Below are 13,212 nucleotides of genomic sequence, written 5' to 3' on the forward strand. Positions count from 1 at the left end.
AGGCGCTGGCGAAGCGGCGCACGCGCTCGGCATCGCTCATGGCCGCAAGCGCCGCGATCATCTCCCGGTAATGGGGCCGGACCGATCCGTCGGCCGCCAGCATCTCGTCATAGACGCCGTCGGCCCGGGCATAGCCGTCGAGGAGACCGTCCGCGGGCGGCGCCTCGTCGGTCTCCGCGAGGGTCAGTGCCTCAGCCACGAACCGTCGCACTCCCTCGAGCGCGCCGCCATCGCGTCAGTCGCTGTCCGCAACGCCGCGTCATTGGGGCATCCTCGCGGGCCGGCGGAGGTCAAGGGTGAAGGGGAAGGACGGATCGGCCGGCTCGTTGCCCGGGTCGAAGGCGCCCGGGGTGTGCCCGATGTCCTCGAACCGCGCGAGCCGCCGCGCCTCGGCCTCGTTGGAGTTGACCGGGAAGGTCTCGTAATTGCGGCCGCCCGGATGGGCGACGTGGTAGACGCAGCCGCCGATCGACCGGCGCGACCAGCGGTCGTAGATGTCGAAGGTCAGCGGCGCGTGCGGCGGAATGGTGGGGTGCAGGCCTGAGGCGGGCTGCCACGCCTTGAACCGGACGCCGCCGACATGGCCGCCGGCCGCCGGCGAAAGCGGAACCGTCCGGCCGTTGCAGGTCACGGCGTAGCGGCTCGGATCGGCGTTCGACAGCCTGACCTCCAGCCGCTCGACGGAGGAATCCACAAAGCGGACCGTGCCGCCGATCGCGCCAGTCTCGCCCATGACGTGCCACGGCTCGAGCGCCTGCCGGAGCTCGAGCCCGACGCCTTCGCGCTCGATCTTGCCGCAGAACGGGAAGCGGAACTCTCGCTGCGCCTCGAACCATTCTGCGCGCACTGGATAGCCCGCGCGTTCGAGGTCGGCGAGCACGTCGAGGAAGTCCTGCCACACGAAGCTCGGCAGCATGAAGCGGTCGTGGAGCTGCGTCCCCCAGCGCACGAAGCCGCCGGTCGCCGGCTCTTTCCAGAACCGGGCGATCAGCGCCCGGATCAGCAGCTGCTGGGCGAGGCTCATGCGCGCGTCCGGCGGCATCTCGAAGCCGCGGAACTCGATCAGCCCGAGACGGCCCGTGGGGCCGTCGGGCGAGTAGAGCTTGTCGATGCAGATCTCGGAGCGGTGGGTGTTGCCGGTCACGTCGATCAGCAGGTTGCGGAACAGCCGGTCGACGAGCCAGGGGGACGGGGGAGGGGCGCCGTCGCCGGGCGAGGGCACATTCGCCATCGCGATTTCCAGCTCGTAGAGCTGGTCATGGCGCGCCTCGTCCACGCGCGGCGCCTGGCTGGTCGGGCCGATGAACAGCCCGGAGAACAGATAGGACAGCGCCGGATGGCGCTGCCAGTGCAGGATCAGCGACTTCAAGAGGTCGGGCCGGCGCAGGAAGGGGCTGTCGAGCGGCGTCGCGCCGCCCACCACCACATGATTGCCGCCGCCGGTGCCGACATGCTTGCCGTCGACCATGAACTTGTCAGCGCCGAGCCGCGACTGGCGCGCGTCCTCGTAGACGCCGGTCGTGATCTCTACGGCCTCGCGCCACGAACCCGCGGGGTGGACGTTGACCTCGATCACGCCGGGATCGGGCGCGACGCGGATGACGTTGATGCGCGGGTCGTGCGGGGGCGCATAACCCTCGATCTGGATCCGGGCGCCAAGCTTCTCGGCCGCGCCTTCGATCGCGGCCAGCAGGTCGAGATAGGCCTCGATCGACTCCATCGGCGGGATGAACACCGCGAGCTTGCCGTCGCGCGGCTCGACCGAGATCGCGGTGCGCACGAAGCCCGCGATCTCGACACCGAGCGCCGCGGCGTCGCCGGCAGCAGTCGCTCCGGGCGACGTCGGAGCGTTTTGAGCCGAGATGCTGCGCTGCTGATGCCCAAGCGAGATCGCCTCCGCGCTCGGCAGCGGCTCGTATTCGCGCACCGGGTCGGCGGGCGAGAAGAACGGGAACTGGGACGACGTCAGGTGAGGCAGCGACCCGAGCGGGAGCCGGTAGCCCAGCGCGCTGTCGCCTGGCGTCAGGAACAGTTTGCCGCGCCGTGTCGACCAGCGCTCGGAGAGCCAGCGCACGCCCTGCGCCTGCCAGGCCTGGACGGGCAGCACGTAGCCCGTCGGCTTGTTGAGCCCGCGGTCGAACACGCGGGCGAGGCGCGCGCGCTCCTCGGCGTCGGCGAGCTTCGGATTGGTTGGGTCGACATTCTCGGGAAGCTGCGCCTCGCGGGCGAGCCAGTAGGACGGGTCCTCGAAGGCGGCGGACGCGTTCTCGGCCGGCACGCCGAGCCTCACCGCAATGTCGCGGGTCAGCGCCTCCGCGGCCTCGACGCCTGACACCTCCGAGGCTTTCTCGCGCGCGATCAGGTCGGCGTTGCGCCAGATCGGCTGGCCGTCCTTGCGCCAATAGAGCGAGAAGGTCCAGCGCGGCAGCGTCTCGCCCGGATACCACTTGCCCTGGCCGTAATGCAGGAAGCCGCCGGGCGCGAAGCGGTCGCGCAACCGTCGGATCAGGTCGTCGGCCAGGGCGCGTTTCTGCGGGCCGGTGGCGTCGGCGTTCCATTCCGGCGACTGGAAGTCGTCGATCGACACGAAGGTCGGTTCGCCGCCCATGGTCAGGCGCACGTCGTTGCGGACGAGCTCGGCGTCGACCTGCCGGCCGAGCGTGTCGAGCGCGGTCCAGCTTTCCTCAGAAAACGGGTAAGAGACCCGCGGCCGTTCCGCCACGCGGCTGACCTTCATGTCGAACGCGAAATCGACCTCGGCGAAGCTCGCCATGCCGGAGATCGGCGCGGCCGACCGGAAATGCGGCGTCGCGGCAAGCGGGATGTGGCTCTCGCCTGTGAGCAGGCCCGAGGTCGGGTCGAGGCCAATCCAGCCGGCGCCCGGCAGATAGACCTCGGCCCAGGCGTGGAGGTCGGTGAAATCGTGGTCGGTGCCGGCCGGACCGTCGAGCGCGACGAGGTCGGGCTTCAACTGGATCAGGTAACCGGAGACGAAGCGGGCCGCGAAGCCGAGCCGCCGCAGCGTCTGCACCAGCAGCCAGGAGGAGTCGCGGCACGAGCCGGAGGCGCGGAACAGCGTCTCGTCCGGCGTCTGCACGCCCGGCTCCATGCGGATCAAATAGCTGATCCGCTGCGAGACCACGCGGTTGAGCCCCACCAGGAAGTCGACGGTGCCCTTCTCGCTGCGGTCGAGGTCGCGCACGAAGGCGTCGACGCCGTCCCCAGGCTCGATCTCGAGATAGGGCTTCAGATCGACCTTGAGCGTCTCCTCATAGGCGAAGGGCCATTCGGTCGCCTCTTCCTCCACGAAGAAGTCGAAGGGGTTGTAGACCGTCATGTCGGCCAGCAGGTCGACCTCGATCCTGAACTCGCGCGTCGGCTCCGGGAACACGAAGCGGGCGAGGTAATTGCCGAACGGATCCTGCTGCCAGTTGATGAAATGCTCGGCCGGCGAGACCTTCAGCGCGTAGGACGGCACGCGGGTGCGCGAATGCGGCGCGGGCCGCAGCCGCACGACCTGCGGGCCGAGCGTGACCGGGCGGTCGTATTTGTAATGCGTGACGTGATGCAGCGCGGCGAGAATGGACATGGGCTAATGCGGAACTCTTCCGGAAAGGGCTGACGAACCATAACCGGCTCCCGCAACGCAGCAAGCATCTCGCATCCATGCGGCCGCCATTCGCCGCCTCAGCGGAACCGGCGCAGGGGCCAGGGCATTGATCGGGGCAAGCAGAAACGCGCGATCGAAGCGCCGCGGGGGTTCCGATGAGATTGTTCGCCTGTCCGTCATGCAGCCAGGTGGTGTTCTTCGAGAACGTCGTCTGCGAACGCTGCAACCACGCGCTCGGCTACGAGCCGAAATCGAACCGCATGCTGGCTCTGGAGCAGAGCGGCGACGGGCTCTGGACCTCGGTCGGCGACAAGAGCGACGGGTCGAAGTGGCTCTATTGCGCGAACTACGCGCATGGCGTCTGCAACTGGCTGGTCGCGGCGGACGGGTCGGAGGAGTTCTGCCAGTGCTGCCGGCACAATCTCGTGGTGCCGAACACCGCCGACGCCAACAATGTCGAGCTCTGGCGGAAGATGGAGGTGGCGAAGCGCCGGCTGTTCTACACCATCCTGAAGCTCGACCTGCCGCGCCAGACGCGCGACGAGCACCCCGAGGGACTCGGCTTTCAGTTCCTGAGCGACGACCCGAACGCCGAAGAGCAGGTGATGACCGGCCACGACGACGGGCTGATCACGATCGCGCTCGTCGAGGCCGACGACGCCGAGCGCGAGAAGCGCCGAACGGCGATGGGCGAGCCCTACCGCACGCTGCTCGGCCATTTCCGCCACGAGGTCGGCCACTGGTACTGGGACCGCATGGTCCGCGACGCCGGCCTGCTCGACCAGTGCCGCGCCGTGTTCGGCGACGACACGATGGATTACGAGGAATCGCTCAAGACGCACTACGCCAACGGCCCTAAGCCGGGCTGGCAGAACGAATACGTGTCGAGCTACGCGGCGGTCCACCACTGGGAGGACTTCGCCGAGACCTGGGCGCACTACTTCCACATCGCCGACACGCTCGACACCGCGAGCGCGCTCGGCTTCGTGGTCGACCCGCGCGTCGACAAGGAGGACGTGCTGACCGCCCGGGTGAACTTCGACGTCTATGCCGGTTCGACCTCGATCGACGCGATCGCCGAGACCTGGATCGCGCTCGCCGCGGCGCTCAACCTGATGAACCGCTCGATGGGGCAGGCGGATCCCTATCCGTTCGTTCTGGCCCCGCGGGTGATCGAGAAGCTCGGCTTCATCCACGACCTGGTGCATCGCCGGGTCCAGGCGCGGAAAGCCGCTTAAGGGCCGCAAGGGCCGACGCCCCTCGCGAGAGGCGATACGGAACCGGCTGGCGGAAGGGGTGTCCCACGTTCCGCCGTTTTTAACGTCCATAACGTAACCATACGCCTTGCAGTTGCTACAGAAATCTCTATGGACAAAATAGCGGTTATGGCAACGGTCGACGGCAGTGTGGCGGAAGCTAGCGGATTCCAACCTCCGAAAGTTGGACAAGCCGGGCGTCTATAGCGACGGCGGCGGCCTCTACCTTCGGGTCCGCGACGGCGGCTCCAAGCAGTGGATCTTCATCTACCGGCGCGGCGCCGTCCGCCGGGAGCTGGGCCTGGGCGGCTACGGGCAGGGAACGGCGCCGGTCTCGCTGAAGCTCGCGCGGGAGAAGGCCGACGCCATCCGCGACAAGCTCGCGCGGGGCCTGGACCCGACCGTCGAAAGCAAGAAACTGCGGGTCGTCACCTTCAAGCACTGCATGGAGGAGCTGCTCGCAGCGAAGCAGGGCGAGTGGAAAAACGACAAGCATCGCCAGCAGTACGAAATGACGCTGCGGGAGTACGCGGCGTCCCTGCACGACTTGCCCGTCGCCGAGATCGCCATGGGCGACGTCAAGGCCTGTCTTCTCCCGCACTGGACCGAGCGCCCCGAGACGGCGTCCCGCACGCGCCAGCGGATCGAGGCGGTCATTGACTACGGCATCGCGCATGGCTGGCGCAGGGACGCTAACCCGGCCCGCTGGAAGGGCTTGCTCGACAAGGTCTTGCCGAAGCGCCGCAAGCTGACGCGCGGGCACCATGCCGCGCTCGCCTACGGGCAGGCGCCGGCCATGATGGCGAAACTGCGAGAGTCCTCCGGCGTCGCCGCCCGCGCCGTCGAGTTTTTGACGCTGACCGCCGCGCGCTCCGGCGAGGTGCGCGGCGCCACCTTCGACGAGATCGACGTCGCTGCGCGGACATGGACGGTTCCGCCCGAGCGCATGAAAGCGGGCCGCGAGCACGTCGTGCCGCTCTGCGACCGGGCGCTGCAGATAGTCGAGGCCATGCGCCAACGGGCCGTCGACGGCTATCTGTTCCCTGGCGGCGTCGAGGGGCGGCCGGTCTCCGAGACGGCGATGACGAAGGCGCTGCGGCTCGCCTCGCCCGATGACTCGGCAACGCTCCACGGCATGCGAAGCGCCTTCCGCGACTGGGCCGGCGACGAGACGGAGCATGAGCGCGAGATCGCGGAGATGGCGCTCGCGCATGCTGTCGGCGACGAGGTCGAACTGGCCTATCGGCGCGGGACCGCGCTGGAGAAGCGGCGGCGGCTGATGGAGGACTGGTCCGCGTTCTGTGCTGGGGCGAGGACCTAACCGATGCCGGCCCCGTTCAAATACTCCGACGCCCACAGGGAGTATATTCGCGCGACCCTTGCTAAGGTGAGGATAGAACAACACCTTAAATGGTTCCTAAAAGAGTTAGAGCATCAGGCAAATCTTTATCTATCGATGGTGGATTGGAGCAATATCCAACCTGACCGCAAGCATCTTGAGGAACGTCACCAACAAGATTTGACGGCGATGCGTCGCGTTCAAGCTCTCATCGCGGTCCAATGCCCAGATATGGCTGATAGTCGTATAATTCCAAAACCGCTTCCCGAAGAAGAAGGAGATGAAGAAGAAATATTTCTGAACGAAATTCGCGCCGTTATCGGGCGATTTGAGAATGATAAAATTTCCGGCCAACAGATGTTAAATGTTCTGGCAATCAGGGCGCTCGACCTATTTATTCAAGATGAGGAGGAATTCGGCTCCATTGATGCAAGGTTGCGCGACGGACGCGAGAAAAAGCATCGCACAGGCTTCATTAGTTGGATAGCGACTCATTGGGCTCTCATGCAGGATAAAAAGATAGAAAACTGCACGATTTCCGCGGCAGATGGCAGTCCAATGCTCGAGTTTGTCAAAGCTTGTCTTGAGCCCGTCACGGCTATTACTGGCGAGAATGCTGGAAATGAGACAATCAAGAATATTGTCAACGCATACCGGCAGGAGCGGCGGAGCGTCGAAGGTGACCTTCAATAGGTAACGAACGGCGGGTTTTTCTGAGTTTCGTTTTCTAGCGATCCCGTTCGTTGTGAGGAAATTAGACGACCATTCCAACCCCAAACGGAATGGTTGTCATGAATTCACCTCCCGAACTCATCTCGGTCAATGAAGCGGCGCGGCTGGTCAGTTGCAGCCGCTCGATGCTCTTCCGCCTGCGGACCGAGGGCGGCTTCCCGAAGCCGGTCCCGATCGGCGCCCGCCGCCTCGCCTTCGTCCGCAGCGAAGTCACCGCCTGGATCACGAACCGCATCGCTGAGCGTGACCGCCCGAACGGTGGCGCCTGATGGACCCGCTCGAAAAGCTGCGCGCCATGCGCGAGGGGCTGGGCGGCGTCGCCGAGTTGCTGCTGGCCCTGCTCGACGACCTCGACGGCGACGAGGCGTTGGAGGACGGCGACCCGGCCGGCGGCGACGTCTGCGACGAGCCGCACGACGAGCGCGACGAAGGCGACCTAGAGCCAAGCCTCTGCGGCATCGGCGTTTCGTTCGGCAACGCCTACGAGTGCGAGGGAGACACGGCCGACGACGAGCCTTCGCTTGGCTGGACCGCGACCGGGCACCTGGGCGGCGACCGTGACCTCGAACTGCAGTGTGAGGACGAAGGTTCGGAGGAGGGAGTATGAAACCGCCGCCCTTCGAGTTCAACAACATCCGCGACTGGCTCGACGCCAAGGCCGCCGGGTACTTCGTCGTCGAGCCCTGGGGCACGGGCTGGGCCATCATCATCCACCGTGCCGGCCGGCCGATGGAGACCCGGCTCGTCGAGACGCCCGCTGAAGCGAACCGAGTCCGCCAGTCACTGAGCGACGAGGGCCTCTGCGGATATGTGGCGGAGGGCGCCTGATGTCGCTCTCGCCGCAGCTGCGCTGGAACCGCGCGCACCCGGAAGCGATCCGGGCGCACGGCGCCGTCCGCCGCGCAATTCGCGCCGGCGACCTTGCCCCGCAGCCCTGCCGCATCTGCGGCGGGGCGGCCGAGGCGCATCATGGGGACTACTTCAAGCCGCTGCTTGTGTTGTGGCTTTGTCGCTATCACCATCAACGGCTGCATTCCCGAGGTCCGGGCGACTTGATCGCCGGGCTCGGCATCAACGAGGGCGCCGATTGAGCAACATCGTCCAATTTCCCGTCGAGAAGAGCCGGGGCGATTTCTTCGCAGTCGACGCCAAGATCTGGGACAAGCTCTGTCGAGAGGGCGGCCTGAATATGCCGATCGCCTACCTGGTGATGGCGAGAGGCACCGGCCACGACAACCGCACGACGTCGTGGTCTACGAACGCCATCGAGCAGCGCACCGGCATCAGCCGGCCGCAGGCGAAACTTGCCGTTCAGAAACTGGTCGGCGGTGGATATGTCCGCGTCGATCAGGCGGGGACGCGCCCGCGCTATACCCTTCTGCCGCCGAAGGGGAAGGCCTCCGAACCGGACTTCATCTGGCTTCCGAACACTCTGATAGACGGCGCCGACGGCGAGGTCCCGCCCGTCGAGTTGCTGAGGCAGTCCGCGTCCCTTCCGGGACTGCAGCTATTCGTCGAACTCTACCACGCACAAAGTCTTGCCTATGTCGGCGGGGTCCATTGGCGCCTAATCCGGAGTGCCTACGATCGACACCGCGTCGGCCAGCGCGGCCAGTATGTTGTTTGGGGCTTCCAGCATAAGACCGACGAGGTTTGGCACAAGGCCGCGCCGTTCGTCGTCGGGAAGCCTGTCGGACAATTCAGGGGCGACGGCGACGATAAGCGCTTGGTCCTTTGGGACGCCTTGCATGTTCTCAAGGCGACCGGGCTCGCCGAATATGTCGGGCACGTCATCGACGCCGACACCGATGATGCGTCGGTCGTGCATCCGTACGCCCTCGGCGAGACGGGCGAACTGGAAGAGCGGGTCATATCGCTGGAAGCGCATCGCGCTGGCCAGGCGCTGTTGACGGACGGGCAACGCGCCTGGGTCGAGGAACACGGCCTTAGGCTTCTCCCCGCAGAACAGCACCGGACGAACATTCAACTCGTCGGGCTGCTGCGCCTGAAATACCGCGCCCGAACGGCGGCCACGGCGACGTGGTACGACACGGAAAAATGGAAGGAATGGGCCGCCACCTATCAGCGCCTTCAGCACGAGGAGACAGACACCTACGCCGCGCTCTGAGCGCCATTGCAATATCAAGGGGAAATCAAGGGGAGTTCAAAGGGGCATCAACGTTCCCTAGATGCCAGTACTATCACATGCCGCTCGCTTCGCTCGCGGACGTCATCCGACGTCGAAAATCACGACATGAAGCTGGACGACGCAACACGGCGGAAGCCGACCAAGGGGCATTCCAGACAACGCTGAGGACAGGGCAGGGCTCTAACTGGACCAGTCTAAGCGAATGTGATGTTATAACGTCACAATTCGGAAATCGCCCATGGCCCTCGCGCGCATCCCGGCTGCAGCAACGGACCCCTTCACGCTCGACGCGCTGAAGCAGCACGCCCGCGTCGACTTCGAAGACGACGACGCCAGCCTCACCATCATGGGCCGGGCGGCGGCGGCCGAGATCGAGGCGCATGCCGAGGTCGCGCTGCTTCGGCAGCAAATCCTCTGGACCATCGAAGCGGCCGGGACGTCAGTCGTCCTGCCCATCGCCCCGCTCGCGCCCGGCGCCGTCGTCACCGTCAACGGTGAGACCGTCGAGCCCGAAGCTGTCACGCCCGGCAAGCATCCTGTCCTGCGCCTGCCCGATGGCCTGACCGGGCAGGTGACGATCATCTATGAGGCCGGCTTCGGCGACGAGCCGGAGGACGTGCCGGGCGACCTGCAACTCGCGATCGCCGATCAGGCCGGCCGCCTCTATGACCTGCGTGGGAGTCAGGACGGCAAGCAGGGCCTGAGCGTCGCCGCCGCCCGGATCGCCGCACGCTACCGGCGAGTCGCGGCATGACGAGCAAGGCGAGCAAGACGCCGAAGCAGAGGCCGCCGGCGACCACGCGCAAGGCTGGTCCCAATGCCCGGAAACCCTCGAAGGGCCGGGACCGGCGGCGGGACTGTTCCGCTCACGCTCACAATGCTTCCGAGATCGCGATCGCGTTTCTGGAGACCCTGAGAATTCCGGAGGGACCCCTGGCTGGGCAGCCGCTGCGGCTCGCCGACTACCAGAAGCAATTCGTCCGGGGCGCTTTGGCTGACGACGTCATGGTCGGCGCGCTCTCGATCGGGCGCGGCAACGCGAAGACGGCGCTCGCGGCGGGGCTCGCGCTCGGCAGCGCCATGGGGAAATGGGATACCCAGCCGAAGCGCGAGATCATTCTCGCGGCCCGCAATCGAGATCAGGCCCGCACGGCCTTCAACTTCGTGGCGGGCTTTCTTCAGGGGCTGCCGGACGATGATCAGGAGCGGTTCGCGGTCCGGTTCGGCTATAAGTTGGAGGTCGAATTCCTCGACAACGGCGGCGGGCTGATCCGCGTCGTGCCGGCGGACGGCAAGTCCATTCTCGGCGGCGCGCCGACGCTCGCGATCATGGACGAGCGCGCCGCCTGGGAGCGAGAGAAGGGCGACAATCTAGAGAACGCGATCCTGTCCGGTCTCGGCAAGCGGGGCGGGCGGGCGCTTATCATCTCGACGAGCGCGCCCGACGACGCGAACACCTTCAGCCGATGGCTCGATGATCCGCCGCCCGGCACCTACGTGCAGGAGCATCGGCCGCCGCCCGGTCTGCCGGCTGACGATCTCGAAAGCCTGTTGCTCGCCAATCCCGGCGCCGTCGAGGGCATCGGCGCATCGCCGGAATGGCTCGTCGGGCAGGCGAGACGCGCCATCGCGCGCGGCGGGTCGGCGCTCTCCAGCTTCCGAAACCTCAATCGAAACGAGCGTGTCTCGACGGAGGACCGCTCGATGCTCGTCACGGTCGACGAGTGGATGGCGGCCGAGGTCGCGCCCGACGCTCTGCCGGCGCGCGCCGGGCCATGCATTCTAGGTGTCGATCTCGGCGGCTCCCGCTCAATGTCGGCGGCGGCGTTCTATTGGCCGGAGACCGGCCGACTGGAGGCGATGGGCACCTTTCCGGCGGTTCCCTCGCTTGCCGATCGTGGCGCGTCGGACGGCGTCTCCGGGCGCTATCTGGAAATGCAGGAACGCGGCGAGTTGTCCGTCATGGGCGACAACACCGTGCCGCCCGGCCCGTGGCTGGCCCAGATCGTCCGCCATCTCGACGGCGCCACCGTCGCGGCCATCGTCGGCGACCGGTTCCGCTACGCTGAATTTGTCGAGGCGATCGACAAGGCGGGACTGTCCCGCGTCCCGTTCATTCAACGCGGTTTCGGCTGGAAGGACGGCTCGGAGGACGTCGAGCGCTTCCGCCGGGCGCTGTTCGACGGCGAGATCAAGGTCGCGCCGTCCCTGCTGCTGCGGTCCGCCTTCGCCGACGCGATCGTGCTGGTCGACCCGGCCCAAAACTGCAAGCTCGCCAAGGGCAGGTCGCTGGGCCGGATAGACGCCGCCGCCGCGACCGTCCTGGCCGTCGCCGAAGGCATGAGACGCAAGGCCGCGCCGGCGCGGAAGGCGAGGGCGGCATGGGTTTGAGAGACCAATTTCGCCGCTTCTCCCGGCCTGTCCTGAAGACCAAGCGCTGGCAGGTGCTGCGCCATCAGGTTCTGGAGCGCGACGGCTGGGCCTGCCGGTCCTGCGGATCCCGGCGCCGGCTTGAGGTCGACCACGTCCGCCCGGTCCGCAACGCGCCGGAGCGGGCCTTCGACGCGGGCAATCTCCAGACGCTCTGCGCTCAATGTCACACCCGAAAAACCCGCATCGAGTGCGGGCACCCAGAACCATCGCCCGAACGCCGGGCGTGGTCCCGAGCCGTCGCCGATCTGGCGGCGGACCCAGCAACCCCGGCAGGAAGGAAAACCCCATGCTGGAATCTGTGAAGATCGCCCGGCGGCAATCTGAAATCCGCCAGAACCTCGCGGCCGTCGTCGGCAAGGGCAAGCCGACCGACGAAGAGACGCGCCAGATGGAAAATCTGGACGCGGAGTACCGCACGAACGAGACCCGCTATCGCGCGGCGCTGGTCGCAGAAGACGAGGAACGCCGCGAGGCCGGCGCCGACCTCGAAACCCGCTCGGATCGCGAATATGCCGAGCTGGTCCGCAAGTTCGATCTGCGGCAGGTCGCCATCGCTCTCGACGAAGGCAGGGCGCTGGACGGCCCGACCAAGGAGATCGTCGAGGAGATGCGCGCCAAGGGCGGCTATCGGGGCATCCCGGTCCCGCTGGAGGCTCTGGAGACCCGCGCGGGCGAGACCATCGCGGAGGATCAGATCAGTCCGAAGGCGATCCGGCCGATCATTGACCGCATCTTCCCCAACTCCATCGCGGCCAAGCTCGGGATCGAGCGGATCAACATCACCTCCGGCTCGCTGGCCTTCCCGGTCGCGACGGCGGGCGCGACTTTCGGCTGGCAGACGACTGAGTTGGCCAATGTCGGCGCGGCGTCGCCTTACGAGACGACCGAGCGCTCGCTGACGCCGGATCACACCGGCGGGGCGCAGATGGTGATCTCTCGCAAGGCGCTGAAACAGGCCGGCGACGGCTTGGAGGCGGCGATCCGGCGCGATCTCAACGCCGTGATCGGGGCCGAACTGGACCGCGTGACCATCAACGGCAGCGGCGCGGCCGGCCAGCCGCTCGGCGTCATTCCCGGCGCCGCGACCTACGGCATCGCCTCGACGCCGGTCGGGGCGGCGGCCACATGGGCTGCGTTCCGGGCCGAGGTCGTCGCCTTCATGGAGGCGAACGCGATCACCAGCCCGAGCCAGGTCAATCTCGCCTTCGATCCGGCCATCTGGGCGGACCTCGACGACGCCTTGATCGACGGGACCGCTGTTTCGGAATGGGATCGCCTGACGAAGCAGGTCGGAACGCCCTCGATCAGCAACGTCATTCCCGACGAGACGGCGATCATGACCGCGACCGTGCAGGGCGTCGCGCCGGGCTATCTCGGCATCTATGGCGGGGTCGACCTGATCCGCGATCCCTATACCAAGGCGCAGTCGGGCGCGCTGGTGCTGACCGGCTTGGTGACAGCGGACTTCACGGTCCCGCGCGGACTGCAGACGCGCATCCTGACGGGCGTCGTGGCGCCGTAATGAGAATGCTCTGGGGAACGTCCGCCGGCGCGCTGGAGCTGCGCTCGGACGGCGGGGCGACCCGCCTCCGGGCGACGTTCCCCTACGGCGTCGAAACCGAGCTGGCGACGGGCAGGCGGGAAGTCATCGCCTCCCGCGCCTTCGCCAGCCGAATCGAGGCGGGGGGGGGCC

Annotated in this window: 15 protein-coding genes; 13 read left to right on the forward strand and 2 right to left on the reverse strand. The window is 66.9% G+C overall.

Translation table 11 applies throughout. The features are described 5' to 3' along the window. Both EK403_RS22290 and EK403_RS07925 read right to left on the reverse strand, forming a co-directional pair. Positions 1–199, reverse strand: a 199-nt coding sequence (locus EK403_RS22290; RefSeq protein WP_164919536.1) for a hypothetical protein, incomplete at its 3' end; no start/stop codon positions are given. 60 nt (positions 200–259) lie between these two features. After that, a complete protein-coding gene (locus EK403_RS07925) occupies positions 260–3,589 on the reverse strand; it encodes a transglutaminase family protein (RefSeq protein ID WP_128776965.1) in 3,330 nt (1,109 codons plus the stop codon). A 176-nt stretch (positions 3,590–3,765) separates the two neighbouring features. Between EK403_RS07925 and EK403_RS07930 the strand changes: the two genes are divergently transcribed. The 13 genes from EK403_RS07930 to EK403_RS23765 all read left to right on the forward strand — a co-directional run. Next, positions 3,766–4,848, forward strand: coding sequence for a zinc-binding metallopeptidase family protein (locus EK403_RS07930; protein WP_128776966.1), 1,083 nt, complete (start codon positions 3,766–3,768; stop codon positions 4,846–4,848). 166 nt (positions 4,849–5,014) lie between these two features. Beyond that, entirely contained in the window at positions 5,015–6,187 is a 1,173-nt protein-coding gene (locus EK403_RS07935; protein ID WP_128776967.1) for a tyrosine-type recombinase/integrase, read from the forward strand. 3 nt (positions 6,188–6,190) lie between these two features. Beyond that, positions 6,191–6,898 carry a hypothetical protein gene (locus tag EK403_RS07940; protein WP_128776968.1) on the forward strand — a complete coding sequence of 236 codons (708 nt, stop codon included), beginning with the start codon at positions 6,191–6,193 and terminating at the stop codon, positions 6,896–6,898. Positions 6,899–6,996: 98 nt separating this feature from the next. After that, on the forward strand, positions 6,997–7,206 hold the full coding sequence (locus EK403_RS07945) for a helix-turn-helix transcriptional regulator (RefSeq protein WP_245479574.1): 210 nt from the start codon (positions 6,997–6,999) through the stop codon (positions 7,204–7,206). Next, positions 7,206–7,544 carry a hypothetical protein gene (locus tag EK403_RS07950; protein ID WP_128776970.1) on the forward strand — a complete coding sequence of 113 codons (339 nt, stop codon included), beginning with the start codon at positions 7,206–7,208 and terminating at the stop codon, positions 7,542–7,544. Before EK403_RS07945 ends, EK403_RS07950 begins: the two co-directional genes overlap by 1 nt. Further along, entirely contained in the window at positions 7,541–7,765 is a 225-nt protein-coding gene (locus EK403_RS07955) for a hypothetical protein (RefSeq protein WP_128776971.1), read from the forward strand. Before EK403_RS07950 ends, EK403_RS07955 begins: the two co-directional genes overlap by 4 nt. Next, positions 7,765–8,028 (forward strand): hypothetical protein, encoded by a 264-nt coding sequence (locus EK403_RS07960; RefSeq protein WP_128776972.1) that lies wholly within the window; start codon positions 7,765–7,767, stop codon positions 8,026–8,028. The genes EK403_RS07955 and EK403_RS07960 overlap by 1 nt, the downstream gene beginning before the upstream one ends. Beyond that, entirely contained in the window at positions 8,025–9,065 is a 1,041-nt protein-coding gene (locus EK403_RS07965) for a hypothetical protein (protein ID WP_128776973.1), read from the forward strand. Before EK403_RS07960 ends, EK403_RS07965 begins: the two co-directional genes overlap by 4 nt. Positions 9,066–9,324: 259 nt before the next feature. Next, positions 9,325–9,840, forward strand: coding sequence for a head-tail connector protein (locus tag EK403_RS07970; RefSeq protein ID WP_128776974.1), 516 nt, complete (start codon positions 9,325–9,327; stop codon positions 9,838–9,840). Then, entirely contained in the window at positions 9,837–11,477 is a 1,641-nt protein-coding gene (locus tag EK403_RS07975) for a terminase TerL endonuclease subunit (RefSeq protein WP_128776975.1), read from the forward strand. Before EK403_RS07970 ends, EK403_RS07975 begins: the two co-directional genes overlap by 4 nt. Further along, positions 11,468–11,821: an HNH endonuclease gene (locus EK403_RS07980; protein ID WP_128776976.1), complete on the forward strand. Its 354-nt coding sequence runs from the start codon at positions 11,468–11,470 to the stop codon at positions 11,819–11,821. The genes EK403_RS07975 and EK403_RS07980 overlap by 10 nt, the downstream gene beginning before the upstream one ends. Further along, positions 11,806–13,041 carry a phage major capsid protein gene (locus tag EK403_RS07985; RefSeq protein WP_128776977.1) on the forward strand — a complete coding sequence of 412 codons (1,236 nt, stop codon included), beginning with the start codon at positions 11,806–11,808 and terminating at the stop codon, positions 13,039–13,041. Before EK403_RS07980 ends, EK403_RS07985 begins: the two co-directional genes overlap by 16 nt. Before the next feature lie 5 nt (positions 13,042–13,046). Then, positions 13,047–13,212 (forward strand): hypothetical protein (locus EK403_RS23765; RefSeq protein ID WP_428979586.1); only part of this gene is annotated, 166 nt, incomplete at its 3' end.

The sequence above is a fragment of the Hansschlegelia zhihuaiae genome (genome assembly GCF_004103825.1).
Lineage (GTDB): Bacteria > Pseudomonadota > Alphaproteobacteria > Rhizobiales > Methylopilaceae > Methylopila > Methylopila zhihuaiae.

What these genes read in the sequence shown, in the direction of transcription:
- EK403_RS07930 (WP_128776966.1), top strand. Translation starts at nt 3,766, where the DNA reads ATGAGATTGTTCGCCTGTCCGTCATGCAGCCAGGTGGTGTTCTTCGAG.
- EK403_RS07975 (WP_128776975.1), top strand. Translation starts at nt 9,837, where the DNA reads ATGACGAGCAAGGCGAGCAAGACGCCGAAGCAGAGGCCGCCGGCGACC.
- EK403_RS07970 (WP_128776974.1), top strand. Translation starts at nt 9,325, where the DNA reads ATGGCCCTCGCGCGCATCCCGGCTGCAGCAACGGACCCCTTCACGCTC.
- EK403_RS07960 (WP_128776972.1), top strand. Translation starts at nt 7,765, where the DNA reads ATGTCGCTCTCGCCGCAGCTGCGCTGGAACCGCGCGCACCCGGAAGCG.
- EK403_RS07945 (WP_245479574.1), top strand. Translation starts at nt 6,997, where the DNA reads ATGAATTCACCTCCCGAACTCATCTCGGTCAATGAAGCGGCGCGGCTG.
- EK403_RS07980 (WP_128776976.1), top strand. Translation starts at nt 11,468, where the DNA reads ATGGGTTTGAGAGACCAATTTCGCCGCTTCTCCCGGCCTGTCCTGAAG.
- EK403_RS07950 (WP_128776970.1), top strand. Translation starts at nt 7,206, where the DNA reads ATGGACCCGCTCGAAAAGCTGCGCGCCATGCGCGAGGGGCTGGGCGGC.
- EK403_RS07955 (WP_128776971.1), top strand. Translation starts at nt 7,541, where the DNA reads ATGAAACCGCCGCCCTTCGAGTTCAACAACATCCGCGACTGGCTCGAC.
- EK403_RS07985 (WP_128776977.1), top strand. Translation starts at nt 11,806, where the DNA reads ATGCTGGAATCTGTGAAGATCGCCCGGCGGCAATCTGAAATCCGCCAG.
- EK403_RS07925 (WP_128776965.1), bottom strand. Translation starts at nt 3,589, where the DNA reads ATGTCCATTCTCGCCGCGCTGCATCACGTCACGCATTACAAATACGAC.
- EK403_RS07940 (WP_128776968.1), top strand. Translation starts at nt 6,191, where the DNA reads ATGCCGGCCCCGTTCAAATACTCCGACGCCCACAGGGAGTATATTCGC.